Here is a 26,118-nt window from a genome sequence, read left to right as displayed (position 1 = left end):
CTCCGGACGGACATACGAAGGGCGCCCGGTGGGAACCGGGCGCCCTTCGCCGTCGTGCCGGGGACCGCGGGGGCCGCTACAGGTTCTCGATCACGTAGTCGACGCACTTCGTGAGCGCCTCGACGTCCGCCGGGTCGATCGCCGGGAACATGGCGACGCGCAGCTGGTTGCGGCCGAGCTTGCGGTAGGGCTCGGTGTCGACGATGCCGTTGGCGCGCAGCACCTTGGCGACGGCGGCCGCGTCCACGTCGTCGGTGAAGTCGATCGTGCCGATGACCTGGGAGCGCTTGGCCGGGTCGGCGACGAACGGGTTGGCGTACTTGACGTCCTCGGCCCAGCCGTACAGCGTGCGCGCGGAGGTGGCGGTGCGGCGCACCGACCAGTCGAGGCCGCCCTGGCCGTTGATCCACTCCAGCTGCTGGTTCAGCAGGAACAGGGTGGCGAGGGCCGGGGTGTTGTACGTCTGGTTCTTGCGGGAGTTGTCGATCGCCGTCGGCAGGCTGAAGAACTCCGGGACGTGTCGGCCGGACGCGTGGATCCGCTCGGCGCGCTCGATCGCGGCCGGGGAGAACACGCCGATCCACAGTCCGCCGTCGGAGGCGAAGGACTTCTGCGGGGCGAAGTAGTAGACGTCCGTCTCGGCGATGTCGACCGGGAGGCCGCCGGCGCCGGAGGTCGCGTCGACCAGGACCAGCGCGCCGTCGTCGGCGCCCTGGACCCGCTTGAGCGGGGCGGCGACGCCGGTGGAGGTCTCGTTGTGGGTGAACGCGTAGACGTCGACGCCCGCCTCGGCCGCCGGCTCGGGGTGCGTGCCGGGGTCGGAGGAGATCACCGTCGGCTCGCCCAGCCAGGGGGCGAGCTTGGCCGCCTTGGCGAACTTGGAGCTGAACTCGCCGAATGTGAGGTGCTGCGACCTGTTGTCGATGAGGCCGTGCGTCGCGACGTCCCAGAACGCGGTGGAGCCGCCGTTGCCGAGGACGACCTCGTAGCCCTCGGGGAGGGAGAACAGCTCGGAGACGCCCTCGCGCACCTTGCCGACCAGGTTCTTGACCGGGGCCTGGCGGTGGGAGGTGCCGAGCAGGGACGTGCCGGTGGCGGCCAGGGCGTCCAGCGCCTCCACCCGCACCTTGGAGGGGCCCGCGCCGAATCGACCGTCGGCGGGCTTGATGTCAGCAGGAATCCGGATCTCAGCCACGGAAGCGAGGTTAGCCGGTGCGGGAAACACGGGTGAAACCTCGTCCGTCGGGTGAGACGGCCCGTGTCGCCCACGGCCGGCGCCGCGAACGGCCGGGAGACGGGCGGCGGGGCGGCTGCGGGGCGGTGGCGGGACGGTGGCGGGGAAGGTCCGCCGGGGCGGTGGCGGGGCGGTGGCGGGACGGTGGCGGGGAAGGTCCGCCGGGGCGGTGGCGGGGAAGGTCCGCCGGGGCGGCTGCGGGGCGGTGGCGGGGCGGTGGGGCGGGGAAGGTTCGCCGGGGCGGCTGCGGGGCGGTGGCGGGGCGGTGGCGGGGAACGTCCGCCGGGACGGCTGCGGGGCGGTGGTGGGACGGTGGCGGGGAAGGTCCGCCGGGCGGCTGCGGGACGGCTGCGGGGCGGTGGCGGGGCGCTGGCGGGGAACGTCCGCCGGGACGGCGGCGGACGGCGGCGGACGGCTGCGGGGCGGCGCGGGAACGCCCGCCGGGGGCGGCCGGGGCGGGTCCCGGCGGGCTGTGGGTGTGCGCGCATCCTGGTTTGCTGGAGCCATGACCGATCTCGAGGCCGCTCTGCGCAAGGCCGTCCGGGGCGAGGTCGCCTTCGACGTGACCTCCCGCGCGCTCACCACCATGGACGCGTCCAACTACCGGCGGGTCCCGCTCGGGGTCGTCGCGCCCCGGGACGAGGACGACGTGGCGGCCGTCCTGGAGGTGTGCCGCGAGCGCGGGACGCCGGTCGTCGCGCGCGGCGGCGGGACGTCGCTCGCGGGCCAGGCCACGGGGACCGGCGTGGTGCTGGACTTCACCCGGCACATGAACCGGCTGGTCTCGCTCGACCCGCGGGAGCGCACGGCGGTCGTGCAGCCGGGGCTGGTGCTGGACCGGCTCCAGGAGGCGGCCGCGCCGCACGGGCTGCGCTTCGGGCCCGACCCGTCCACGCACGGCCGGTGCACGCTCGGCGGGATGATCGGCAACAACTCCTGCGGCTCCCACTCGGTGGCCTGGGGCACGACCGCCGACAGCGTGCGCGAGCTGAGCGTCGTCACCGCGCGCGGGCGGCGGCTGCGGGCCGGACGGGGCTGGGCGGGCGCGCCGGACGGGCTGCGCGCCCTCGTGGAGGGCGAACTCGCCCTGCTGCGGACCGGTTTCCCGGAGCTGCCCCGCCGGATCTCGGGCTACGCGCTGGACGCGCTGCTGCCGGAGAACGGCGTGGACGTGGCCCGCTCCCTGTGCGGCAGCGAAGGCACCCTGGGCGTGCTGACGGAGGCCGTCGTGCGGCTCGTCGAGGCGCCACGCGCGCGTGCGCTCGCGGTGCTCGGCTACGCGGACGAGAGCGCCGCCGCCGACGCGGCGGCCGCACTGCTGCCGCTCGGGCCGCTCACCGTGGAGGGCATGGCCGCCGACCTGGTGCCGCCGGGCACGGGCGGGCTGCCGCGCGGCGGGGCCTGGCTGTTCGTCGAGGCGGGCGGCGCGTCGCCGCGGGAGGCACACGCGCGTGCGCGGACGATCGTGCGCGCGGCGGACGTCGTCGACGCCCGGGTGGTGACGGACGCGGCGCAGCAACGGGAGCTGTGGCGGATCCGGGAGGACGCGAGCGGCACGGCGACCCGGATCCCCGGGGACCCGTCCCTGCCGCCGGGCGCCGGAGGGCCCGCGGAGGCCTGGCCCGGCTGGGAGGACTGCGCGGTGCCCCCGGCCCGGCTGGGCGCGTACCTGCGCGAGTTCCGCGCGCTGCTGGCACGGCACGGGCTGCGCGGCGCGCCCTACGGGCACTTCGGGGACGGCTGCATCCACGTCCGCGTCGACTTCGACCTGCTGACGCCGGAGGGCGTCGGCCGCTTCCGCCGCTTCTCGCGGGAGGTGGCGGAGCTGGTCGTCGCGCACGGCGGTTCGCTGTCCGGCGAGCACGGCGACGGCCGGGCCAGGGCCGAGCTGCTGCCCCTGATGTACGGGCCGGACCTGGTCGCGCTGTTCGAACGCGTGAAGGACGTCTGGGACCCGGACGGCCTGCTCAACCCGGGGATGCTGGTGCGCCCCGAGCCCCTCGACTCCGGCCTGCGCTTCTCGGTCCTGCCGCGCGAACCGGTGGACGTGGCCTTCGGCTACCCGTCCGACGGCGGTGACTTCTCGGCGGCGGTGCGGCGGTGCGTGGGGGTCGCCAAGTGCCGTACGACGGCGCCGGCGTCCGGGGCGGGGGTGATGTGCCCGTCGTTCCGCGTGACGGGCCGGGAGGAGCACTCCACGCGCGGGCGGGCCCGGCTGCTGCACGAGATGCTGGCCGGGGAGCTGGTGACCGACGGCTGGCGCTCCACGGAGGTCCGTGACGCGCTGGACCTGTGCCTGTCCTGCAAGGGCTGCCGCTCCGACTGCCCGGTCGAGGTCGACATGGCCACCTACAAGGCGGAGTTCCTGCACCACCACTACCGGGGGCGCCGCCGTCCCGCCGCGCACTACAGCATGGGCCGGCTGCCGGTGTGGCTGCGCTGGGCGAGCCGGCTGCGGGCGGCCGCCCTCGTCAACGCGCTCGCCTCGGTCCGTCCCCTGGCGGCCGTCGCCAAGCGGCTGGGCGGGATCGCGGGCGAGCGGGACCTCCCACGGCTGGCCCGGCGGACGTTCACCGCCTGGTGGCGCACCCGGCCCCCCACGGCCCGCCCCGCCCACGGCGCCACGCCCTCGGGGGAGGGGCGGGACGGCGCGGGCGGTGAGCTGGTGGTGCTGTGGCCGGACACGTTCACCGAGCACCTCTCGCCGTCCGTGGGCCGGGCGGCCGTCCGGGTGCTGGAGGCGGCGGGACTGCGGGTGACGCTGCCGCCGGCCCTGCGGATGCGGGGCCGGCCGGTGGGCGACGGGCGCTCGCGGAGCGCGGCGGCGCTGCTCACGGCCCGCCGCGGCCGGGTCTGCTGCGGGCTGACGTACGTCTCCACCGGCCAGCTCGACCACGCGCGCGCGGTGCTGCGCCGCACGCTCGACCTGATCGAGCCGGTGCTGGAGACGGCGGCCCCGGTCGTCGTCCTGGAGCCGAGCTGCGCGGCGGCCCTGCGCACCGACCTGCCGGAGCTGCTGCACGACGACCCGCGCGCGGCCCGGCTCGCCGCCCGTGTCCTCACGTTCGCGGAGGTCCTGGAGCGGCACGCGCCCGACTGGATCCCGCCCCGGCTGGACCGGCCCGTGGTCGGCCAGACCCACTGCCACCAGCACGCGGTCCTGGGCGACGCCGCCGAGCGGCGGCTGCGCGAGGCCGCCGGGCTCACCGGCGACCTCAGCGGCGGGTGCTGCGGTCTGGCCGGCGACTTCGGCTTCGCGAGAGGGCACTACGAGGTGTCGGCGGCGTGCGCGGAGGAACAGCTCCTCCCGGCCGTGCGGGACGCCCCGGAGGGGGCGGCGGTCCTGGCCGACGGATTCTCCTGCCGGACCCAGCTGGAGCAGCTCGCCGGAGTGCGGGGACGCCATCTCGCGGAGATCCTGGCGGCGGCGCTGGACGACGGGCGCGCCTCCACGCACACGTAGCCGCCCCCGCCCTCCCCGCGCGGAAACGTCACGGCACGTAGCGGGGCGTCACGGGGCGTCGCGGGACGTCACACGACGTCTCGGGATCTCTCGTGGACAGGGGACGTCTCGTAGCCTGAGACAGAGGCAAAAGGGGTTCACACCCCTGACCGAGTCCATTACCGTGGACTCGGCAGTACATCATGCTGAACGAACCGAGTCGAACACCTGGACCGCCCGTGACCACCCCCGACGCAGCAGCGGCCACCGCCCCCGTCGTCCCCCCGCAGCCCCGGCCCGACGCGGGGACGGGCGGCGGCCCGGCCCACGGCGGCCGGTTCGGCTCTCTCGGCCCTGTCGGGCTGGTGCTCGCCGGTGGGGTCTCGGTGCAGTTCGGCGGCGCGCTGGCGGTGACCCTGATGCCGAGGGCGGGCGCACTGGGAGTCGTCGCGCTGCGGCTGCTGGTGGCCGCGGTCGTGCTCCTGGTCGTCTGCCGGCCCCGGCTGCGCGGCCACTCCCGCGCCGACTGGGGCACGGTCGTCGCCTTCGGCGTCGCCATGTCCGCGATGAACGGCCTGTTCTACCAGGCGCTCGACCGCATCCCGCTGGGCGTGGCGGTCACCCTGGAGGTGCTCGGCCCGCTCACCCTGTCGGTCGTGGCCTCGCGCCGTGCGCTGAACCTGGTCTGGGCCGCGCTGGCGCTCGCGGGCGTCGTCCTCCTCAGCGGCGCGGGCGGCGCCGGCGGGGGCCTGGGCGCCCTCGACCCGGCGGGCGTCGCGTTCGCGCTGGGCGCCGGCGTGATGTGGGCCGCGTACATCGTGTTCAGCGCCCGCACCGGCCGCCGCTTCCCGCAGGCCGACGGGCTGGCCCTGGCGATGGCGGTCGGCGCGCTGCTCTTCCTGCCCCTGGGCCTCGCGGAGTCGGGCGCGAAACTGGCCGACCCCGTGACGCTCGGCCTGGGCGCGGGGGTGGCCGTGCTCTCCTCGGTGCTGCCCTACACCCTCGAACTCCTCGCCCTGCGCCGCCTGCCGGCCTCCACGTTCGCGGTCATGATGAGCCTGGAACCGGCCCTCGCCGCCACCGCGGGCTTCCTGGTCCTCGACCAGGCCCTGAGCGCCGTCCAGGCCGCCGCCGTCGCCCTGGTCGTCGCGGCCAGCATGGGCGCGGTCCGCACCCGGACCGGCAGACCGAAGACGGCCACGCCGGAGGCGTGAGGGGCTTCCGGGGGCGCGACGGAGGCCCGCGTGTGCGGGCGGGTGCAAGGAGGCACGCGGGCGCCGGGAGTCGCATGACCCCGCCTCCCCGTCCCACAAATCAATGCAAGCATGCTTGCTTGTTTCTCGGGGCGCTGCCATGCTCCACCCCATGGCCGACCCGACCCCCGTGCTCGACGACCTCCGTGCGGAAAGCGACGAACTCGACCGGCTCGTGGCCGAGTTGGAAGCCGAGCAGTGGAGACTCCCCACGCCCGCCCCCGGCTGGACCGTCGCCCACCAGATCGCGCACCTCGCCTGGACGGACCACTCCTCCGTGCTGGCCGTGACCGACCAGGACGCCTTCGCCCGCGAGGTCGAGAAGGCGCTGTCCGCGCCCGGGGACTTCGTCGACAACGGCGCCGAGGAGGGCGCGGCGAAGCCGCCCGCGCGGCTGCTCGCCGACTGGCGGGCCGGACGGCGGGCCCTGGACGAGGCCCTGCGGGCGGCCCCCGCCGGAGCGCGTTTCCCCTGGTACGGCCCGCCGATGGCCGCCGCCTCGATGGCCACCGCCCGCCTCATGGAGACCTGGGCGCACGGCCTGGACGTCGCGGACGCGCTGGGCGTGGTCGTCGCGCCCACGGACCGGCTCCGGCACATCGTCCGCCTCGGCGTGCGCACCCGCGACTTCGCCTTCGGCGTGCACGGCCTGCCCAAGCCGTTCGAGGAGTTCCGCGTCGAACTGCGCGCCCCCTCAGGCGAGTCGTGGACCTACGGCCCCGAGGACGCCACCGACCGCGTCACCGGCCCCGCCCTCGACTTCTGCCTCCTGGTGACCCAGCGCGCCCACCGCGCCGACCTCGCCCTGCGGGCCGAGGGCCCCGACGCCGACCGCTGGCTGGACGTCGCCCAGGCCTTCGCCGGTCCGCCCGGCGGTGGCCGCCCCCCGAAGGGCACGGAAGGGCCCGCGAAGCACACGGAAGGGTCCGCGAAGGGCGCGGAAGGGTCCGCGGAGCCGCGGGGGCCGAGGGGGGCGCGGTCGTGAGCGTGCTGCGCGTCGGCAACGCCTCCGGCTTCTACGGCGACCGCTTCGACGCCCTGCGCGAGATGCTCACCGGCGGCGAACTCGACGTCCTCACCGGCGACTACCTCGCCGAGCTGACGATGCTCATCCTCGGGCGCGACCGGCTGAAGGACCCCGCCGCCGGGTACGCCCGCACGTTTCTGCGCCAGCTGGAGGAGTGCCTCGGCCTCGCCCACGAGCGGGGCGTGCGCATCGTCGCCAACGCGGGCGGGCTCAACCCCGCCGGGCTCGCCGACGCCGTGCGGCGGCTGGCGGACCGGCTCGGCGTCCCCGTGCGCGTCGCGCACGTCGAGGGCGACGACCTGGGCGCCCGCTACCCCGGCAGCCTCACCGCCCACGCCTACCTGGGCGGGTTCGGCATCGCCGCCTGTCTGCGGGAGGGCGCGGACGTGGTGGTCGCCGGGCGGGTCACCGACGCGGCCCTCGTGACCGGACCCGCCGCCGCCCACTTCGGCTGGGACGCCACGCAGTACGACCGGCTCGCGGGCGCCGTCGTCGCCGGACACGTCCTGGAGTGCGGGACGCAGGCCACCGGCGGCAACTACGCCTTCTTCGCCGCCGACGCCGCCGCCGACGGCCACGCCCACACAGGGGCCCGAGGAGGTGGCGGCGGCGGAGGCGGCCGCGACCTGCGGCGGCCGGGGTTCCCGCTCGCCGAGATCCACGAGGACGGCAGCTGCGTCATCACCAAGCACCCCGGCACGGGCGGCTTCGTGGACGTCGGCACCGTGACCGCGCAGCTGCTGTACGAGACCGCGGGCGCCCGCTACGCCGGGCCCGACGTCACCGCCCGCCTGGACACCGTGCGGCTCGCGCAGGACGGCCCCGACCGGGTGCGCGTCGACGGCGTGCGCGGCGAGGCCCCGCCCCCCACCCTCAAGGTCGGCCGCACCCGCCTCGGCGGCTTCCGCAACGAGGTCGTCTTCGTCCTCACCGGGCTCGACATCGAGGCCAAGGCGGCTTTGGTGCGCGAGCAGATGGCGGACGCGTTCGCCACGTCCCGCCCGTCGCAGATCCGTTGGGAGCTGGTGCGCACCGACCGGCCGGACGCCGACACACAGGAGACGGCGAGCGCGCTGCTGCGGCTCGTCGTCCGGGACCCCGACCAGGCGCTCGTGGGACGGGCGCTGAGCGGGGCGGCGATCGAGCTGGCCCTCGCCAGCTATCCCGGCTTCCATGTGCTCGCCCCGCCCGGGAAGGGCTCCCCTTACGGGGTGTTCGAGGCCGCGTACGTCCCGCAGGAGGACGTCGGGCACGTCGCCGTCCTCGACGACGGCCGGCGCGTCCCGGTCCCGCCCCCGCCGTCCGCCGCCGCGCGCGTCCTCGAACCGGTCGCGGAGGCGGACCCGCCGGAGCCGCTGCCGCCGGGGCCGGTGCGGCGCGCGCCCCTCGGTCTGGTCGCCGGCGCCCGCAGCGGCGACAAGGGCCCGGACGCCAACGTGGGCGTGTGGGTCCGCACCGACGAGGCCTGGCGCTGGCTGGTCCACGAACTGACGGCCGAGCGGTTCCGGGAGCTGGTGCCCGAGAGCCGCGACCTGGCCGTCACCCGGCACTCCCTGCCCCGCCTGCGCGCCCTGAACTTCGTCGTCGAGGGACTCCTCGGCGCGGGCGTGGCCTCGCAGCACCGCTTCGACCCGCAGGCCAAGGCGCTCGGCGAATGGCTGCGCTCCCGCCGCCTGGACATCCCGGAGGCTCTGCTTTGACGGTCATCACGTCGGCCCTGGACATCCACGGCCCCGACTACCGCGCGAACCGCGAGGCCATGCTGGCCAGGCTGGCCGACCTCGACGCCGAGCACGCGAAGGCGCTCGCGGGGGGCGGGGAGAAGTACGTCGCCCGGCACCGCGCCCGCGGCAAGCTCCTCGCCCGTGAGCGCGTCGAACTGCTCCTCGACCCCGACACGCCGTTCCTGGAGCTGTCGCCGCTGGCCGCCTGGGGCAGCGAGTACACCGTGGGCGCGTCCCTCGTCACCGGCATCGGCGTCGTCGAGGGCGTCGAGTGCCTGATCACCGCCAACGACCCGACCGTGCGGGGCGGCGCCAGCAACCCCTGGTCGCTGAAGAAGGCCCTGCGGGCCGACGACATCGCGCTCGCCAACCGGCTGCCCTGCGTCAGCCTGGTGGAGTCCGGCGGGGCCGACCTGCCCTCGCAGAAGGAGATCTTCATCCCGGGCGGGGCCGTCTTCCGCGACCTGACCCGGCTCTCCGCCGCGGGGATCCCGACCGTCGCCGTCGTCTTCGGCAACTCCACCGCCGGGGGCGCCTACATCCCCGGCATGTCCGACCACGTGATCATGGTCAAGGAGCGGGCGAAGGTGTTCCTCGGCGGCCCGCCGCTCGTGAAGATGGCCACCGGCGAGGAGAGCGACGACGAGTCGCTGGGCGGCGCGGAGATGCACGCGCGCGTGTCCGGCCTCGCCGACCACTTCGCCGTCGACGAGCACGACGCGCTGCGCCAGGCCCGGCGCGTGGTGGCCCGCCTCAACCACCGCAAGGCGTACCGGGACCCCGGCCCGGCCGTCCCTCCCGAGTACGACGAGGAAGAGCTCCTGGGCATCGTCCCCGGAGACCTGCGCACCCCCTTCGACCCGCGCGAGGTGATCGCCCGGATCGTCGACGGCTCCGACTTCGACGAGTTCAAGCCCCTGTACGGGACGAGCCTGGTCACCGGCTGGGCCGCGCTGCACGGCTATCCGGTCGGCATCCTGGCCAACGCGCGGGGCGTGCTGTTCAGCCAGGAGTCGCAGAAGGCCGCCCAGTTCGTCCAGCTCGCCAACCAGCGCGACATCCCGCTGCTCTTCCTGCACAACACCACCGGCTACATGGTCGGCAAGGAGTACGAGCAGGGCGGCATCATCAAGCACGGCGCGATGATGATCAACGCGGTCGCCAACTCGAAGGTCCCGCACCTGTCCCTGCTCATGGGCGCGTCGTACGGGGCCGGCCACTACGGCATGTGCGGGCGCGCCTACGACCCCCGGTTCCTGTTCGCGTGGCCGAGCGCCAAGTCGGCCGTGATGGGCCCGCAGCAGCTCGCCGGGGTCCTGTCCATCGTCGCCCGGCAGTCGGCGACCGCGAAGGGCCGCCCCTACGACGAGGACGCCGACGCGGCCCTGCGCGCCATGGTGGAGCAGCAGATCGAGTCCGAGTCGCTGTCCATGTTCCTCTCGGGCCGGCTCTACGACGACGGCGTCATCGACCCCCGCGACACCCGCACCGTGCTCGGCCTGTGCCTGTCGGCCGTCCACACGGCTCCGTACGAGGGCGCCCGCGGCGGCTTCGGCGTCTTCCGGATGTGAGGCCCGTGATTACTTCCGTTCTGGTGGCCAACCGCGGCGAGATCGCCTGCCGCGTCTTCCGCACCTGCCGCGAGGCGGGCATCCGCACCGTCGCCGTCCACTCGGACGCCGACGCCGGCGCCCTCCACACGCGGGTGGCCGACACCGCCGTGCGGCTGCCCGGCGCCTCGCCCGCCGACACCTACCTGCGCGCCGACCTCGTGGTGAAGGCGGCCGTCGCGGCGGGCGCGGACGCCGTGCACCCCGGCTACGGCTTCCTCTCCGAGAACGCCGGCTTCGCGCGGGCCGTCCTGGCTGCGGGCCTGGTCTGGATCGGGCCGCCGCCCGAGGCGATCGAGGCGATGGCGTCCAAGACCCGCGCCAAGCGGCTCATGGGCCTCGCGCCCCTGTCCCCGGACGAGGTGACCGGGGCCGACCTGCCGGTGCTGGTGAAGGCGGCCGCGGGCGGCGGCGGGCGCGGGATGCGCGTCGTGCGTCGGCTGGAGGAGCTGGGGGCCGCGCTGGAGGCCGCCCGCGCCGAGGCCGAGAGCGCCTTCGGCGACGGCGAGGTGTTCGTCGAGCCGTACGTCGAGAACGGCCGCCACGTCGAGGTGCAGATCCTCGCCGACACGCACGGCACGGTGTGGGCGCTGGGCACCCGCGACTGCTCCCTCCAGCGGCGCCACCAGAAGGTCGTCGAGGAGGCGCCCGCCCCCGGACTGCCCGACGGGGTCGCCGAGCGGCTGCGCACGCTGGCCGTGCGCGCCGCCCGCGCCGTGGACTACGTGGGCGCGGGCACCGTCGAGTTCCTCGTCGCCGACGGCCGGGCGCACTTCCTGGAGATGAACACCCGCCTCCAGGTCGAACACCCCGTCACCGAGGCGGTCTTCGGCCTCGACCTGGTGGCCGAGCAGCTCAGGATCGCCGAGGGCGCGGCCCTGCCCGCCGAGCCGCCGCCCGCGCGCGGGCACGCGGTCGAGGCCCGCCTCTACGCCGAGGACCCGGCGGCCGACTGGACGCCGCAGACCGGCGTCCTGCACCGCCTGGCGGTCTCCGACGGCGTGCGCCTGGACACCGGGTACGCGGACGGCGACGAGATCGGCGTCCACTACGACCCGATGCTCGCCAAGGCGGTGGCCCACGCCCCCACGCGCGCGGAGGCGGTCCGCCGGCTGGCGGGCGCACTGGAACGGGCGGCGATCCACGGTCCGGTCACCAACCGCGACCTCCTGGTCCGCTCCCTGCGCCACGAGGAGTTCGCCTCGGCCCGCATGGACACCGGCTTCTACGACCGCCACCTCGCCGAACTGACCGAGCCCGCCCCCGACCCGTACGCCCCGCTCGCGGCCGCCCTGGCCGAGGCGGCGGAGACCGCCGCGCGCCGGGGCGTCGGCGGCTGGCGCAACCTGCCGTCCGGGCCGCAGACCAAGCGGTACGCGGTCGCGGGCGAGGAGCGCGAGGTCCGCTACCGCCACACCCGCACGGGCCTCGCCGCCGAGGGCGTCCAGGTGGTGTCGGCCGACGCCGCACTGGTCGTCCTGGAGATCGACGGGGTACGGCGCCGCTTCGAGGTCGCCCGCTACGGCGACCGCGTCCACGTCGGCGCCGACGCCCTGACCGTGCTGCCCCGCTTCCCCGACCCGCAGGCCCAGCACGCGCCGGGCTCCCTGCTGGCCCCGATGCCGGGCACGGTCGTCAAGCTCGCGGACGGTCTCGTCACCGGATCGGGTGTGCGGGCCGGTGAACCGCTGCTGTGGCTCGAAGCGATGAAGATGCAGCACGTCATCGCGGCTCCGGCGCAGGGCACGGTGACGGCGCTGCACGTGAGGCAAGGGCAGCAGGTGGAGGTCGGCACGCTCCTGGCAGTGGTGGAGAGCGGCTGACGACGACAGCGGGACCGCACGACGCGCGGATCCGCCGCGTGAGCGCGACCAGCCACGACGAGTCGGCAGACGAAGGAGCCACCGTGACCACTCTCATCGATTCCGACGAGCACAAGGCACTGCGAGCGGCGGTGTCGGCGTTCGCGAGGAGCCGCGCCCAGGACGGCGATCACGGCGCCCTGTGGCGGGAGGCCGCCAAGCTCGGCTACATCGGCGTCAACCTCCCGCAGGAGTACGGCGGCGGGGGCGGCGGCATCGCCGAACTCTCCCTGATCTGCGAGGAACTGGGCGCGGCGGGGAACCCGCTGCTGATGATGATCGTGTCCCCGGCGATCTGCGGCACGGTCATCGCCCGCTTCGGCACCGAGGCCCAGAAGCGGGAGTGGCTGCCCGCGATGGCCGACGGCAGCCGTCTCATGGCGTTCGGCATCACCGAGCCCGACGCGGGCTCCAACAGCCACCGCATCACCACCACCGCCCGCCGTGACGGCGCGAGCGGCGACTGGCTGCTCACCGGCCGCAAGGTGTTCGTGTCCGGCGTCGACATCGCCGACGCCACCCTGATCGTCGGCCGCACCGAGGACGCCCGCACGGGCCGCCTCAAGCCCTGCCTGTTCATCGTCGGGCGCGACACCCCCGGCTTCACCCGTCGCGCCATCGACATGGAACTCGACAGCGTGGAGCGGCAGTTCGAGCTGGTCCTGGACGACGTCCGGCTCCCCGCCGACGCGCTCGTGGGCGGGGGCGGCGGAGAGGACGCGGGCCTGCTGCAACTGTTCGTCGGCCTCAACCCCGAGCGCGTCATGACGGCCGCCTTCGCGATCGGCATGGGGCGCCACGCCCTCGCCCGAGCCGTCGCCTACGCGCGCGAACGCACCGTCTGGGACGCCCCGATCGGCGCCCACCAGGCGATCGCCCACCCCCTCGCGCAGGCCCACATCGAACTCGAACTGGCCCGGCTGATGATGCAGAAGGCGGCGCACCTCTACGACGCGGGCGACGACGTCGGCGCGGGCGAGGCCGCCAACATGGCCAAGTACGCGGCCGGGGAGGCCTGTGTGCGGGCGGTCGACCAGGCCGTGCACACCCTCGGCGGCAACGGCCTCACCCGCGAGTTCGGGCTCGCCCGGCTGATAACGGCCTCCCGCGTGGCCCGTATCGCCCCGGTGAGCCGCGAGATGATCCTCAACTACGTCTCCCACCAGACCCTGGGCCTGCCCAAGTCGTACTAGGACCGTACGAGGACCGGTCGTCGCGGCACGGCGCGGACGCGGGGCCCGGCACGCGCCGGCCCCGCTTTCACCGGCATCGACAAGTGCCGCCCGTGCCCTGCACGCTGATCCGAACGACAGGCCCTCGGCCGCACACCGCCGTGCCAGGAGGAACCGTGTTCCGCAGTCCGTACGCAGACGTTCCGCCCGTCGACCTGCCCATCCACGACGCCGTGCTGGGCCGTGCCGCCGAGTTCGGCGAACTCCCCGCGCTCGTCGACGGCACGGACGGCACCGTCCTCACCTACGACCAGGTCGACCGCTTCCACCGCAGGGTCGCCGCCGCCCTCGCCGAGGCCGGGGTCCGCAAGGGCGACGTGCTGGCCCTGCACAGCCCCAACACCGTCGCCTTCCCCCTCGCCTTCTACGCGGCCACGCGCGCGGGCGCCACGGTCACCACCGTGCACCCGCTCGCCACCGCCGAGGAGTTCGCCAGGCAGCTCGGCGACAGCGCCGCCCGCTGGATCGTCACCGTCTCCCCGCTCCTGGACGCCGCCCGCCGGGCCGCCGCCCTCGCGGGCGGCGTCGAGGAGATCCTCGTCTGCGACACCGCTCCCGGACACCGCTCGCTGATCGACATGCTCGCCTCGGACGCCCCCGAGCCCCAGGTGGACATCGACCCCGTGCGGGACGTGGCGGTCCTGCCCTACTCCTCCGGCACCACCGGCGCCCCCAAGGGCGTCATGCTCACCCACCGCCAGATCGCCACCAACCTCGACCAGCTCAGGTCGGCGATCTCCGCGGGGCCCGGCGACCGCATCCTCGCCGTGCTGCCCTTCTTCCACATCTACGGCCTGACCGCCCTGATGAACGCGCCGCTGCGGCACGGAGCCACCGTCGTCGTGCTGCCCCGCTTCGACCTGGAGACGTTCCTCGCGGCCGTCCAGACCCACCGCATCACCGCCCTGTACGTGGCCCCGCCGATCGTCCTCGCCCTCGCCAGGCACCCGGCCGTCGACGGCTACGACCTGTCGTCCCTGCGCTACGTCGTCAGCGCGGCCGCGCCCCTGGACGCCGCCCTCGCCGAGGCCTGCGGGAAACGCCTGGGCCTGCCGCCCGTCGGCCAGGCCTACGGCATGACGGAACTGTCCCCCGGCACCCACGTCGTCCCCCTGGACGCCCTGCGCGAGGCCCCCGCCGGCACCGTCGGCAGACTCATCGCCGGCACCGAGATGAGGATCGTCGCCCTCGACGACCCCGCCCGCGACCTCGACGCCGGCGAGGCGGGCGAGATCCTGATCCGCGGCCCCCAGGTCATGAAGGGCTACCTCGGCCGCCCCGACGCCACCGCCGACATGATCGACGCCGACGGCTGGCTGCACACCGGCGACGTCGGACGCGTCGACGCCGACGGCTGGCTGTTCGTCGTCGACCGCGTCAAGGAGCTGATCAAGTACAAGGGCTTCCAGGTCGCCCCGGCCGAACTGGAGGCCTTGCTGCTCACCCACCCCGGCATAGCGGACGCGGCCGTCGTCGGCGTCTACGACGACGACGGCAACGAGGTCCCGCACGCCCACGTGGTCCGCCGCCCCACCGCACCGGCCCTGACCGAAGGAGAGGTCGCCATGTTCGTCGCCGAACGGGTCGCCCCCTACAAACGCGTCCGCGACGTCACCTTCGTCGACGAGGTGCCGCGCGCCGCGTCCGGCAAGATCCTGCGCCGCCTCCTGCGGGAGCGCCCATGACACCCGCGCCGACCGCCCCGGTCGGACAGTCCCGCGACCGGGGCGTCCACACCCTCAGCCTCGACTCGCCCGCCACCCGCAACGCCCTGTCCTCGGCGCTCGTCGGGCGGCTCGCCGCGTCGCTCGCCGCGTGCGCCGAGGACTCCGGGGTGCGCGCCGTCGTCCTCACCCACACCGGCGGCGCCTTCTGCGCGGGCGCCGACCTGCGCGACCCGCCCGACCCGGACGCCTTCGTGGCCCTGCTGCGGCAGATCGTGGAACTGCCCGTGCCGGTCGTCGCCCGCGTCACCGGACACGTCCGCGCGGGCGGCCTCGGGCTGCTGGCCGCCTGCGACGTCACGGCCGCCGCCACCGGGTCCACGTTCGCCTTCACCGAGGTCCGCATCGGGGTCGCGCCGGCCGTGATCTCGCTGCCGCTGCTCCCGCGCACCGACCCGCGCGCCCTCGCCCGCTACTGCCTCACCGGCGAGCGCTTCGACGCCGCCGAGGCCGCCCGCATCGGCCTGCTCACCGGCCACGGCGACGACGTCGACGCCGTCCTCGCCCCCGTCCTGGACGGTCTGCGCAGATCCGCCCCCCAGGGGCTGGCCGAGACGAAGCGGCTGCTCACGGCTAGGGTGCTGGAGACATTCGACCGGGACGCCGCCGACCTCACCGCGCTCTCGGCCCGGCTGTTCTCCACCGCGCAGGCCCGCGAGGGGATGACGGCCTTCCTCGAACGACGGGATCCCGCATGGGTGCTGTGAGCGCTGCCGACCGCGACCGCTTTCCCAAGCAGGACCGCAGCCGCGCCACCCGCCAGCGCCTCCTGGAAGCCGCCGTGGCCGCTCTCGCCGAACACGGCTGGGCGGGCTCCACGGTCACCGTCGTCGCCGAACGCGCCGGCGTCTCCCGCGGCGCGGCCCAGCACCACTTCCCCACCCGCGAGGACCTGTTCACGGCGGCCGTCGAGTACGTCGCCGAGGAACGCTCCCGCGCCCTGCGCGCCCTGTTCCCGCAGGGCGCGCGCGGCGGCGCGGCGGACGACCGGAGGGCGGTCGTCGCCGCCCTGGTGGACCTGTACACCGGCCCCCTGTTCCGCGCCGCCCTGCACCTGTGGGTCGCCGCCTCCGACGAGGAGCAGCTGCGCCCCCGGGTGACGGAGCTGGAGGCCCGCGTCGGCCGTGAGACCCACCGCATCGCCGTGGAGCTGCTGGGGGCCGACGAGTCCGTGCCCGGCGTCCGCGAGAGCGTGCAGGGCCTGCTCGACATGGCCCGCGGCCTCGGCCTCGCCAACCTCCTCACCGATGACCGCGCCCGCCGCGCACGCGTGGTGGCCCAGTGGGCCGACCTGCTGAGCGAGAAGCTGCGCTGACGCTGCCGTCGAGCCGTCGAGCCGTCGAGCCGTCGAGCCGTCGAGCCGTCGCGCCGTCGAGCCGTCGAGCCGTCGCGCGGGAGGAGCGGCTCGGCCGGGCGGGCGGCCGCTCAGGGGCTGAGCCGCTCCACCCGCCAGCTCCCGTCGGGCCGGGCGACGTACTGGAGCCGGTCGTGCAGCCGGTTCAGCCGGCCCTGCCAGAACTCCACCGACTGCGGCGCCACCCGGAACCCGCCCCAGTGCGGCGGCACCGGCACCTGCTCGCCCTCGGGATAGCGGGCCTCCAGCTCGGCGTACGAGGCGTCGAGGTCGGCCCGCGTGGCGATCACCGACGACTGGGCGCTGGCCCACGCGCCGAGCTGCGAGCCGTGCGGCCGGGTGCGGAAGTAGGCGGCCGTCTCGTCGCGTCCGGTGCGCCGGGCCACGCCCCGCACGATGACCTGCCGGGCCATCGGATGCCACGGGAAGAGCAACGAGACGTACGGGTTCTCGGCGAGGTCGCGAGCCTTGCGGGAGTCGTAGTTCGTGTAGAAGACGAAGCCCTGCTCGTCGAAGTGCTTCAGCAGCACGGTGCGCGAGCCCGGCCGTCCCTCGGCGTCCGCGGTGGCGACCACCATGGCGTTCGGCTCGAAGAGGTGCGCCTCGACGGCCGCGTCCTTGAACCAGCGGCTGAACTGCTCCACGGGCGTGGCGGCCAGGTGCGCCTCGGAGAGCCCCTCGGCCCGGTACTGCTTGCGCATGGCGGCGGGGTCGGGGAAGGATCCGGAGGAGACGGCGTCTGCGTCGGTCACCCGGCCATCTTGCCGCATGCCCCGCCGGCACGGATCGGCCTCCTGCGACGCAGCCATGGGTGGCACTGAGTGCCGCGACTCTCCCCAAAGGTGGCACTCGGGGATATGGTGCTGATGCCGGACCGGTCGGGTGGTGGGTGACCGCCCGCCCCACGGGGCATCAGTGGGACGACCGGGACGACCGCCCAGGACCGCGAGCCCTTCCGAGGACCGCGGAACCGCCGGCGCCGCCCGTTCCGCACCCGCCGCCGACCGCCCGCCCGTCCCGTCGCACACATCACGAGGAGCCGCCCGATGTCCGACTTCGTACCCGGACTCGAAGGAGTCGTCGCGTTCGAGACGGAGATCGCCGAACCCGACAAGGAGGGCGGCGCCCTGCGGTACCGGGGCGTCGACATCGAGGACCTGGTCGGCCACGTCTCCTTCGGCAACGTCTGGGGCCTGCTCGTCGACGGCGCCTTCAACCCCGGCCTGCCGCCCGCCGAGCCCTTCCCGATCCCCGTCCACTCCGGCGACATCCGCGTCGACGTCCAGTCCGCGCTCGCCATGCTCGCGCCTGTCTGGGGCCTCAAACCCCTCCTCGACATCGATGCCGAGCAGGCCCGCGCCGACCTCGCCCGCGCCGCCGTCATGGCCCTCTCCTACGTCGCCCAGTCCGCGCGCGGCCAGGGCACCCCGATGGTCCCGCAGCGGGAGATCGACAAGGCGCGCTCCGTCGTCGAACGTTTCATGATCCGCTGGCGCGGCGAGCCCGACCCCAAGCACGTCAAGGCCGTCGACGCCTACTGGACGTCCGCCGCCGAGCACGGCATGAACGCCTCCACGTTCACCGCCCGCGTCATCGCCTCCACCGGCGCGGACGTCGCCGCCGCCCTCTCCGGCGCCGTGGGCGCCATGTCGGGCCCCCTGCACGGCGGCGCCCCCTCCCGCGTCCTCGGCATGATCGAGGAGATCGAGCGCACCGGCGACGCGGACGCCTACGTCCGCCAGGCCCTCGACAAGGGCGAACGCCTCATGGGCTTCGGCCACCGCGTCTACCGCGCCGAGGACCCCCGCGCGCGCGTGCTGCGCCGCACCGCCCGCGAACTCGGCGCGCCCCGCTTCGAGGTCGCCGAGGCCCTGGAGAAGGCCGCCCTCGCCGAACTCCACGCCCGCCGCCCCGACCGGGTCCTCGCGACGAACGTCGAGTTCTGGGCGGCCATCGTGCTGGACTTCGCCGAGGTCCCCGCCCACATGTTCACCTCGATGTTCACCTGCGCCCGCACGGCCGGCTGGTCGGCGCACATCCTGGAGCAGAAGCGCACCGGCCGCCTGGTCCGCCCGTCCGCCCGCTACACCGGCCCCGGCTCCCGCGACCCGCGCGACATCGAGGGCTACGACGACATCGCCGACTGAACCGGGCGGCCCGTCACGCGGGGCTGAGCAGCCCCGCGTGATGGCGCTCGGCCACCAGCGGATGGGCGCGCAGCTTGCCCTTCAGCTCGTTGAAGCCGTACTCGGCGAAGAGCGGGTTGGCCGGGTCATCGGTCACCCCGGGCGCGGCCGAGGCGTGCGGGAACGGCAGCCGCTCCACGCGCGCGTCCAGCCGCGGGTTGTAGAAGAACGGCACGGAGAACCGCTCGACGGCGCTCGGCGGTGACACCACCCGGTGGTTGGTGGCGACCAGGTACCCGTCGGTCGCCACCTCCAGCAGTTCGCCGAGGTTGACCACGAACGCGCCCGGCAGCGGCGGGACGTCGTGGAACGCGCCGTCCTCGCGCTGCACCTGGAGGCCGCCCACCTCGTCCTGGAGCAGCAGCGTCAGGAACCCGTAGTCCTTGTGGGCCCCGACCCCCTGGCCGGAGCCGTCCCCCGCGCTGCCCGGATACCGCACGAGCTTCAGATGCGGATGCGCCCGCTCCCCGAACACCGGGTCGTAGAAGCCGGCCGGCGCGCCGATCGAGGCGAGCAGTTCGTGCAGCAGCTTCTCGGCGACGCCGCCGAGCCGGTCGATCCAGGCGAGCGCCGCCGTGCGCAGCTCGGGCAGCTCGGCGGGCCACTGGTTGGGCCCCTGGAGCCACCAGTAGGCGGGTTCGTCCGGGCCCGGCCGCCTCGCCGGCCGCTCGGCCCCTATGTCGAGCTGGTCGCGCCAGTCCTGCCGCCCGCCGGTGCGCTCGTCGCCGGTGCGGGTGTAGCCGCGGAAGTGGGGCGAGTTCACGTTGTCGAGGGCGAGCCTGCGGTCCTCGGGCAGCGCGAAGAAGGCCCGCATGGCGGACGTCAGCGCTTGCGTCTCCCGCTCGCCGACCCCGTGCCCGACGAGCTGGAAGAAGCCCACGTCGTGCGCGGCGGCGTGCAGCTGGGCGTGCAGCAGCGCACGGGCCTGGGGACCGCGGTCGGCTGCCGAGAGGTCGATGATCGGCAACTGCCGGTAGGCCGGGGCCGGGGTCGTCGCGAGGGGTGTCACGTTCGTCATGGTGCGTCCGTGGGTGTACGGGGCCCGCGGCCGGCGTCGGGTGGGACGGCGCACGGGTGCCAGGTGGGCGGAGGGAGGGAGCGCGGGAACGCGGGCGGGGTGAACCGCGAGGGGGGCCGGAGGCTCAGACGGAGCGTCGACAGCCCATGCTCGTGACGCGGACGTAGTCCACGTGGCGTCGTCGGACGAGCGAAAGCATGCGCCCAGGGTACTGCCTGACGAAAGATCCGTACGTGGCGCGCGTCACGCACCGCAAAACCTGCGGAAGCGGCGCGAAGGAACGCAGCGGCGAGGGCCGGGCGCCGGGGGCGGAGCCGTGCCGGGACGGGCCGGAGATGCAGACGACCCGCGAGTCTGGTCCTCGGTGAGGAGGGCCGGCCGGACTTACCGGCGACTCGCGGGTCGGGTGACTGCTGGGTTTGGGCCGGCTGCACGCGTGTCTCACGCGCTGGTCCGGCACCGCACAGAGTGTGGTGGCGAGCCGCTAGCCCGCAGCCACCTCACGAGTCCGGGAATCACACATCTACCGGATCACCTCCTTTCGCGTGTACTGGAACCCTAAGAAGCGTCCCCCCGGCAATCAACTGTTTTTTCCCACAGAACCGTGCCGGGGTCTGGTCCGCGGTCCGCGGCGGCGGTCTCAGCGGGCGGGGCCGGTCCGGCGCGGACCACGGAAGACCTCGGCGGTCGTCCATCCGCGCAGCGTGGCGTCGAGGGACGTGCCGAACGCGGCCTCGGCCGTGGCGGTGTCGAGCGCCCCGGACAGTTCGAGGGTCACGAGCCCGTGCAGGGTCGCCCAGACCGACAGGGCGATCGCGGTGGCGTCGCCGGTGAGGACGTCCGCCGCCAGGGCGCGGTCGATCGCGGCGAGGAGCGGGCGGACCGGGTCGCCGGAGCCGACCTCGCCCGACGGGTCGAAGGACTGCACGCCGCCGAACAGCACCGTGTAGAGGTGGCTGTGTCCGCGGCCCCAACGGCGGTAGGCGACCCCCAGCGCGCGGAGGTCGGCGAGCGGGTCCGCGGAGGTCCGCACCGCCGACAGGTCCTGGAACAGCCCGGCCACGGCCCTGTCGCGCACCGCGCCGATCAGCCCCTCCTTGCCTCCGAACAGGGAGTACACCGCCGTCGTCGACGCCTCGGCGGCCGCGGCCACGGCGCGCACCGTCACCGACTGGCGCGGACGGGTGGCGAGCATCTCGGTCGCGCACTCCACGAGCCGTTCTCGGACCGCATCGTCGTTCGTTCTGGGCCTGCCCACGAACGGCAGCCTACCTTCTTTGGTAACGTCGTTTTGAAACACTGTTCTGAAACTTGCCGGAGGTTCGCCGTGCCCACGTCCGCCCCACGCCTCGCCCGCCTCGCCCGCCTCGTCCGCCTCGTCCGCATCGCCGGACACTTACTGCGCGCCCTCGCCGTCGTCCTGGCGCTGGTCGTCGTCTTCCTCGCGCTGATCGCCCTCACGGACGGGGCGGGTGCGGGGCTCGCGGCGTGGGCGGCGGCCCTCGGCGCCGGGACCGTCCTCGCGCTGTGGCGAGGCCGGCGCCGCTCCCGGTGGTCGCGGCTCACGCCGTTCCTGCCGGTGATCGTCGCGGCGGCGCTGACGGCGACGGTCTGCGTCCCGACCGCGCCGACGACCCGGCGTCCCCCGCCCGCCCTGCCCTTCGTGTCCACCCAGCACTGGAGCCTGGCCACGGGCAGCCGGGTCGCGGTGTACCACTACCCGCCGGCGGACAGCGGCTCCCGGCGTCCCGTCCCGCTCGTGTACCTCAACGGCGGACCCGTTCGCGGCATCTCGGTGCAGGACCACCGGTTCCTGCGGCTCCTGGCACGCCAGGGCCATGACGTCTACGCCTACGAACAGGCCGGCGGCGGACGCAGCGACCTCCTCCCCATGGACCAGTACACGATCTCCCGGTCGGTCCGTGACCTCGCCGCCTTCCTCGACCGCCTGGGCAGGGGCAGGGCCGACGTCCTCGGGTTCTCCTCGGGCGCAGTCGTGCTGACCCGGGCCCTGGCCGACCCCGGCGTCGCCGCCCGCCTGCACCGGGCGATCGTCGCCGAGCCCGGCCCCATGGACGGCCCCACCGCCCGGATCGACGGGCACAGAGGCCGGGCGTCCGCGCGCGGCCTCGCACCCGCCCCGGCCGGACCGCGCTCGACCCGCGTCCCCCGGTACGCCGTGGCGTTCGGCCTCATGCGGCTCGGCCTGCTCACCCCCGGCACCGCGCTGATCGGACAGGCCGAGGGAGACAACGCCTTCACCGCGGCGGACCTCGGCGGCGACACCGCGTCGGCCTACTGCGCGCGCGACGCGCACCGCATCCCCGCCGAGGACACCGCGCGCACCTTCTCCTTCAGCCCGGCCGCCAGCCTCCGCGTCCAGCAGACGGTCAAGGACTCGCCCTCCATAGCCGCGCGGCTGAGGCTGTCCCGGACCCCCGCGATGCTGATGATCGCCGAGTGCTCCTCCCAGGTCCGCCAGTGGGCGACCGCGGTCCTCGCGAACGACCCCGCCGTCCGGCGCACGCAGTACATGCCCGGCGTCGGGCACCACATGTGGAACGGCCTGGACGACAACGACGCCCGGGCCGCAGCGGTCGTCACCGCGTTCCTCCGGGACGAGCCGGCCCCCCTGCCGAACCACCCGACCCGCGACGGGATCCCCGCCTTCCTGCGCGCCCACGAGTGACTCGAGCGGCGCCACCCGGCACGTCCCGCATCGCGCCCACGCGCGCGGGCCGTCGTCCCGCGCGCGGGACGGACGTCGTCCGGCCGGAGGGAGGAGATCCCTGAACCCCCCGAACGCGGGGGTTGTCTCCGGGGCCGGTGGCGGGCGGGTTGACGCGCGCGTACCGGCGAGGTTCGCTGGAGGGGTGAATGATCTTCGTTCCCGTCCGCGGCCCCGGTCGTGGACGGGCCCGGGAACCCGGCGGCGCGCGGCGGCGGGACGGTGGCACGGACCGGCCCGCGGCTCCCGTCCCGCCGGGGCGCGGGCGCGGTACGGCGATTCCCTGCAATCTTGCGGGAACCGTATGTGGGCTGCGTCACGTTCGAGTTGAATGAGGGCACGTGAGCGAACCTGCAGGGGGTCCAGGTGAGTGCTTCCCGGCGTAGTGGGACCACGGACGCACTCGGGCCGGACGAGCCCGAGCGGCCCGGGCGGGGCGACGACGGCCAGAAGCCCCCGGGCGACGCGCAGCCCGCCGTCGGCCCGGACGGCGCGGATCTGCTCGCCGCGCTGCTCGACGGCATGGACGCGGCGCTGTGCGCGTTCGACGGCGACGGAGTCGTCACCCACTGGAACCGCGAGGCCGAGCGCATCCTCGGCTGGAGCGCCGAGGAGGCCGTCGGCCGGCGTGGCTTCGCCGGCTGGGCCGTGCGCGAGGCCGACGCGGAGGACATCGAGGGGCGGCTGATGGCCGCCATGCACGCGCCCGGCCGCCAGGTGCACGAGTTCGCGCTGCTGACCAAGGACGGCGGCCGGGTCCTCGTGCGCACCCAGTCGGCCGCCGTGCCCGGCCCGGACGGCAAGCCCGCCGGACTGTACTGCGCCTTCAGCGAGGTGCACGCCCAGATCGACCTGGAGCGGTCCATCGCGCTCAGCGAGGCGCTCTTCGACGACGCCTCCTGGGGCGTCGTCCTGGTCGACGCCGATCTGCGCCCCGCCGTCGTCAACGCGCACGCCGCCCGCGCGCTGGGCGCCGGCCGCACGGCGGTGCTGGGCCGCCCCCTGGGCGAGCTGCTCACCCAGGGCGTGGAGGAGCTGGAGAACGCGCTGACGCACGTCCTCGCCGAGGGCGCCCCGCCGGCCCCGGCGGAGCTGTGGGTGGGGGTGCGCACGCCGGACGGCGAGCGGCGGCGCTGCTGGCGCAGCGGCTTCCTGCGGCTGGCGTCGCCGCTCGCGGAGGAGCCGGTGCCGCTGGGCGTCGGCTGGATCTTCCAGGACGTCACGGAGGGCAAGCAGGGCGAGCAGGAGGCGTCGCTGCTGCGGTTCCGGGCCAACCAGCTGCACCGGGCGGCACGCGCGGCCGCCGAGTGCGAGGACCCCGCGGAGGCGGCCACCGTCCACCTCGACTTCGCGCTCGCCGGTTTCGCCGACCACGCCCTGGTCGACCGCGTGATGGGCGACGCGGAGGGGCCGGGCCCGCTGCGGTTGGCGCGGGTCGCGGCCACCCCCTCGGGCGGTCCCGGCCCGAGCGCCCTGACGGGGCACGCGGGTCTGCCCGTGCGCTACGCGGAGGGGCACCCGGCGTTGCAGTGCGTGGCCCGCGCCGGTTCGGTGCGGGCGGGCGCCGGACCGGCGTCGGCCGACGAGGCGCGGGAGTGGGCGCGGGCGCGGCAGTGGCCGCAGGACACGGTGCACGCGCTGTGCGCGGTGCTGCGCAGCCGGGGCCGGACCCTGGGCGTACTGACGTTCCTGCGCGGCGCCGGCCGTGCCGCCTTCGAGCGCTCCGACGCGAACTACGCCGAGGACGTCGCCGTGCGGATCGCCACGGCGCTGGACCTGGCGGACCTGACGGCGCGGGAGGCCGGGCGCGACGACGGCTGACCCGCGCGCGGGGGCGTGTCAGTGCCGGTAGAAGATGCGGTCCCGGTACTCGTCCATGATCCGGCCGTTCCACTCGTGGCCGCCGTCGACGTTGCCGGAGCGCAGCAGCGGGGGCTCGATGCCGCGCTCGGCGAGGGCGCCGGCCGCGGTGGCCATGACGGCCTGCAGAAGCGCCGAGGTCACCACCGTGGAGGCGGGGGCGAAGGGCGCGGGAACGGTGTCGAGGGCGAGTTCGGCGTCCCCGACCGCGATCTTCGAGTCGAGGACGACGTCGCAGTGGTCCTTGAGGAACGTTCCGGTGACGTGCCGGGACGCGGTCTGCGTCGCGTAGGCGACCGAGGTCACGCCGATGACCTTCACGCCCAGCGCGCGGGCGTTCAGGGCCATCTCCACGGGCAGCGCGTTGCGGCCGGAGAGGGAGACGACGACGAGGGCGTCGCCCGCGCGCAGCGGCGACGTCTCGAGGACGGCGGAGGCCAGGCCGTCGACGCGTTCGAGGGCCGAGCCGAGGGTGGCGGGGACGACGTCGACGCCGACGACGCCCGGCACGACGAGCAGGTTCATCAGGGCGAGACCGCCCGCCCGGTAGACGACGTCCTGGGCGGCGAGCGAGGAGTGGCCGGCGCCGAAGGCGAAGAGGCGGCCGCCGTCCGCCACGGTGTCGGCGAGGAGGGCGCCGGCGGCGTCGACGGCCTCGGCCTCCTCGTCGCGGACCCGTTGCAGCAGGGCGACGGCGGCGTCGAAGAACTGGGCGGCGAGCTTGCGGTCGCTCATCCGAGGGGGCCCCTTTGCCGAGTCGGTGGAGGTGTCGCTGTCCGTGTCGCGGATCACCGTGCGGTCTGGACCAGTGCCCTGTCAATACGGCCGGCGCCCGTGGGGCGGCCGGGGCGGGGGACGCGCCGGGCGCGCCCGCCGGGGCCGGGACGCGGTCCGCGCGTGGGGACGGCGAGGCACGCTTGTCAGTGGTATCCGGCAGAATTGGGTGCAGGGCCAGCGCACGCGCCGTAGAGCGGTCGAGCTTTTCGGCAGAGCTAATCGAGGGGCACGAATGTCCGGACTGATCGACACCACGGAGATGTATCTCCGCACCATCCTCGAACTGGAAGAGGAAGGTGTGGTCCCCATGCGTGCCCGGATCGCCGAGCGGCTCGACCAGAGCGGCCCGACGGTCAGCCAGACCGTGGCGCGCATGGAGCGCGACGGACTGGTGGCGGTGGCCAGCGACCGCCATCTGGAGCTCACCGACGAGGGCCGCCGGCTGGCCACGCGCGTGATGCGCAAGCACCGTCTCGCCGAGTGTCTCCTCGTCGACGTGATCGGCCTGGAGTGGGAGCAGGTCCACGCGGAGGCGTGCCGCTGGGAGCACGTGATGAGCGAGGCGGTGGAGCGGCGGGTGCTGGAGCTGCTGCGGCACCCGACCGAGTCGCCGTACGGCAACCCGATCCCGGGCCTGGAGGAGCTGGGCGAGAAGGACGGCGCGGACCCGTTCCTGGACGAGGGCATGGTCTCGCTGGCCGATCTCGACCCCGGCCCGGAGGGCAAGACGGTCGTCGTGCGCCGGATCGGCGAGCCGATCCAGACGGACGCGCAGCTGATGTACACGCTGCGCCGCGCGGGAGTGCAGCCGGGCTCGGTGGTGAGCGTGACGGAGTCGCCGGGCGGTGTGCTGGTGGGCAGCGGCGGCGAGGCCGCGGAGCTGGTGTCGGACGTCGCGTCGCACGTGTTCGTCGCCAAGAAGTAGCGCGCGAGACCGTTCGGCGCGGTCTCGGGAACGGTTCGAGCCACGGTTCAAGGCACGGTCAACTCCCCGGTCCGGCGGGGAAGTTGCGGGGCGTCGTCGAAGCCGTCGAAGTCGTCGGATCGGGCGGTTCCCTGTGTCGAATCGCAGCGCGGCGGCGTTCGG

Annotated in this window: 19 protein-coding genes; 14 read left to right on the top strand and 5 right to left on the bottom strand. The window is 75.0% G+C overall.

The genetic code is table 11. The annotated features are described in order from the left end of the window. Positions 1-76: 76 nt before the first annotated feature. Positions 77-1,195: a phosphoserine transaminase gene (gene serC, locus OG802_RS15815; RefSeq protein WP_329411146.1), complete on the bottom strand. Its 1,119-nt coding sequence runs from the start codon at positions 1,193-1,195 to the stop codon at positions 77-79. Positions 1,196-1,739: 544 nt separating this feature from the next. Here serC and OG802_RS15810 point away from each other — a divergent pair. The 10 genes from OG802_RS15810 to OG802_RS15765 all read left to right on the top strand — a co-directional run bounded on the left by OG802_RS15810 (position 1,740) and on the right by OG802_RS15765 (position 16,423). After that, positions 1,740-4,697, top strand: coding sequence for an FAD-binding and (Fe-S)-binding domain-containing protein (locus OG802_RS15810; protein ID WP_329411145.1), 2,958 nt, complete (start codon positions 1,740-1,742; stop codon positions 4,695-4,697). Positions 4,698-4,879: 182 nt separating this feature from the next. Continuing rightward, on the top strand, positions 4,880-5,890 hold the full coding sequence (locus tag OG802_RS15805; RefSeq protein WP_329411144.1) for an EamA family transporter: 1,011 nt from the start codon (positions 4,880-4,882) through the stop codon (positions 5,888-5,890). 151 nt (positions 5,891-6,041) lie between these two features. Further along, complete coding sequence (locus OG802_RS15800) at positions 6,042-6,914, top strand: TIGR03084 family metal-binding protein (protein ID WP_329411143.1); 873 nt, start codon at positions 6,042-6,044, stop codon at positions 6,912-6,914. Next, positions 6,911-8,656 (top strand): acyclic terpene utilization AtuA family protein, encoded by a 1,746-nt coding sequence (locus tag OG802_RS15795; protein ID WP_329411141.1) that lies wholly within the window; start codon positions 6,911-6,913, stop codon positions 8,654-8,656. The genes OG802_RS15800 and OG802_RS15795 overlap by 4 nt, the downstream gene beginning before the upstream one ends. Next, positions 8,653-10,251, top strand: a complete 1,599-nt coding sequence (locus OG802_RS15790) for an acyl-CoA carboxylase subunit beta (protein ID WP_329411139.1) — start codon at positions 8,653-8,655, stop codon at positions 10,249-10,251. Before OG802_RS15795 ends, OG802_RS15790 begins: the two co-directional genes overlap by 4 nt. A gap of 5 nt (positions 10,252-10,256) precedes the next feature. Further along, positions 10,257-12,113 carry an ATP-binding protein gene (locus tag OG802_RS15785; protein WP_329411138.1) on the top strand — a complete coding sequence of 619 codons (1,857 nt, stop codon included), beginning with the start codon at positions 10,257-10,259 and terminating at the stop codon, positions 12,111-12,113. An 83-nt stretch (positions 12,114-12,196) separates the two neighbouring features. After that, on the top strand, positions 12,197-13,345 hold the full coding sequence (locus tag OG802_RS15780; RefSeq protein WP_329411137.1) for an acyl-CoA dehydrogenase family protein: 1,149 nt from the start codon (positions 12,197-12,199) through the stop codon (positions 13,343-13,345). A 155-nt stretch (positions 13,346-13,500) separates the two neighbouring features. Beyond that, positions 13,501-15,069: a 4-coumarate--CoA ligase family protein gene (locus OG802_RS15775; protein ID WP_329411136.1), complete on the top strand. Its 1,569-nt coding sequence runs from the start codon at positions 13,501-13,503 to the stop codon at positions 15,067-15,069. Next, positions 15,066-15,815: an enoyl-CoA hydratase family protein gene (locus tag OG802_RS15770; protein ID WP_329411135.1), complete on the top strand. Its 750-nt coding sequence runs from the start codon at positions 15,066-15,068 to the stop codon at positions 15,813-15,815. Before OG802_RS15775 ends, OG802_RS15770 begins: the two co-directional genes overlap by 4 nt. Further along, positions 15,803-16,423 (top strand): TetR/AcrR family transcriptional regulator, encoded by a 621-nt coding sequence (locus OG802_RS15765; RefSeq protein WP_329411133.1) that lies wholly within the window; start codon positions 15,803-15,805, stop codon positions 16,421-16,423. Before OG802_RS15770 ends, OG802_RS15765 begins: the two co-directional genes overlap by 13 nt. A gap of 110 nt (positions 16,424-16,533) precedes the next feature. Here OG802_RS15765 and pdxH read toward each other — a convergent pair whose 3' ends face one another. Further along, positions 16,534-17,232 carry a pyridoxamine 5'-phosphate oxidase gene (pdxH, locus tag OG802_RS15760; protein ID WP_329417096.1) on the bottom strand — a complete coding sequence of 233 codons (699 nt, stop codon included), beginning with the start codon at positions 17,230-17,232 and terminating at the stop codon, positions 16,534-16,536. Between the two features lie 276 nt (positions 17,233-17,508). On the opposite strand from pdxH, the gene OG802_RS15755 reads away from it, so the two are divergent. Continuing rightward, positions 17,509-18,609: a citrate synthase 2 gene (locus OG802_RS15755; protein ID WP_256919091.1), complete on the top strand. Its 1,101-nt coding sequence runs from the start codon at positions 17,509-17,511 to the stop codon at positions 18,607-18,609. A gap of 13 nt (positions 18,610-18,622) precedes the next feature. On the opposite strand, the gene OG802_RS15750 is transcribed toward OG802_RS15755, so the two are convergent. Then, positions 18,623-19,666 carry an isopenicillin N synthase family dioxygenase gene (locus OG802_RS15750; RefSeq protein WP_329411132.1) on the bottom strand — a complete coding sequence of 348 codons (1,044 nt, stop codon included), beginning with the start codon at positions 19,664-19,666 and terminating at the stop codon, positions 18,623-18,625. A 640-nt stretch (positions 19,667-20,306) separates the two neighbouring features. After that, complete coding sequence (locus tag OG802_RS15745) at positions 20,307-20,924, bottom strand: TetR/AcrR family transcriptional regulator (protein ID WP_329411131.1); 618 nt, start codon at positions 20,922-20,924, stop codon at positions 20,307-20,309. A gap of 69 nt (positions 20,925-20,993) precedes the next feature. Between OG802_RS15745 and OG802_RS15740 the strand changes: the two genes are divergently transcribed. Both OG802_RS15740 and OG802_RS15735 read left to right on the top strand, forming a co-directional pair. After that, a complete protein-coding gene (locus OG802_RS15740; protein ID WP_329411130.1) occupies positions 20,994-22,355 on the top strand; it encodes an alpha/beta fold hydrolase in 1,362 nt (453 codons plus the stop codon). A 405-nt stretch (positions 22,356-22,760) separates the two neighbouring features. Further along, complete coding sequence (locus OG802_RS15735; protein WP_329411129.1) at positions 22,761-24,215, top strand: PAS domain-containing protein; 1,455 nt, start codon at positions 22,761-22,763, stop codon at positions 24,213-24,215. Between the two features lie 18 nt (positions 24,216-24,233). Here OG802_RS15735 and OG802_RS15730 read toward each other — a convergent pair whose 3' ends face one another. Further along, complete coding sequence (locus OG802_RS15730) at positions 24,234-24,989, bottom strand: SIS domain-containing protein (protein WP_329411128.1); 756 nt, start codon at positions 24,987-24,989, stop codon at positions 24,234-24,236. A gap of 274 nt (positions 24,990-25,263) precedes the next feature. Between OG802_RS15730 and OG802_RS15725 the strand changes: the two genes are divergently transcribed. After that, positions 25,264-25,956 carry a metal-dependent transcriptional regulator gene (locus tag OG802_RS15725; protein WP_329411126.1) on the top strand — a complete coding sequence of 231 codons (693 nt, stop codon included), beginning with the start codon at positions 25,264-25,266 and terminating at the stop codon, positions 25,954-25,956. Positions 25,957-26,118: the final 162 nt, after the last annotated feature.

It is taken from the genome of Streptomyces sp. NBC_00704, assembly GCF_036226605.1.
GTDB lineage: Bacteria > Actinomycetota > Actinomycetes > Streptomycetales > Streptomycetaceae > Streptomyces.
The sequence above is the reverse complement of the archived record's forward strand: the minus strand, read 5'-3'. Positions and strand labels throughout refer to the sequence as shown.

What these genes read in the sequence shown, in the direction of transcription:
- OG802_RS15810 (WP_329411145.1), top strand. Translation starts at nt 1,740, where the DNA reads ATGACCGATCTCGAGGCCGCTCTGCGCAAGGCCGTCCGGGGCGAGGTC.
- OG802_RS15805 (WP_329411144.1), top strand. Translation starts at nt 4,880, where the DNA reads ATGCTGAACGAACCGAGTCGAACACCTGGACCGCCCGTGACCACCCCC.
- OG802_RS15800 (WP_329411143.1), top strand. Translation starts at nt 6,042, where the DNA reads ATGGCCGACCCGACCCCCGTGCTCGACGACCTCCGTGCGGAAAGCGAC.
- OG802_RS15770 (WP_329411135.1), top strand. Translation starts at nt 15,066, where the DNA reads ATGACACCCGCGCCGACCGCCCCGGTCGGACAGTCCCGCGACCGGGGC.
- OG802_RS15765 (WP_329411133.1), top strand. Translation starts at nt 15,803, where the DNA reads ATGGGTGCTGTGAGCGCTGCCGACCGCGACCGCTTTCCCAAGCAGGAC.
- pdxH (WP_329417096.1), bottom strand. Translation starts at nt 17,232, where the DNA reads ATGCGGCAAGATGGCCGGGTGACCGACGCAGACGCCGTCTCCTCCGGA.
- OG802_RS15755 (WP_256919091.1), top strand. Translation starts at nt 17,509, where the DNA reads ATGTCCGACTTCGTACCCGGACTCGAAGGAGTCGTCGCGTTCGAGACG.
- OG802_RS15750 (WP_329411132.1), bottom strand. Translation starts at nt 19,666, where the DNA reads ATGACGAACGTGACACCCCTCGCGACGACCCCGGCCCCGGCCTACCGG.
- OG802_RS15730 (WP_329411128.1), bottom strand. Translation starts at nt 24,989, where the DNA reads ATGAGCGACCGCAAGCTCGCCGCCCAGTTCTTCGACGCCGCCGTCGCC.
- OG802_RS15725 (WP_329411126.1), top strand. Translation starts at nt 25,264, where the DNA reads ATGTCCGGACTGATCGACACCACGGAGATGTATCTCCGCACCATCCTC.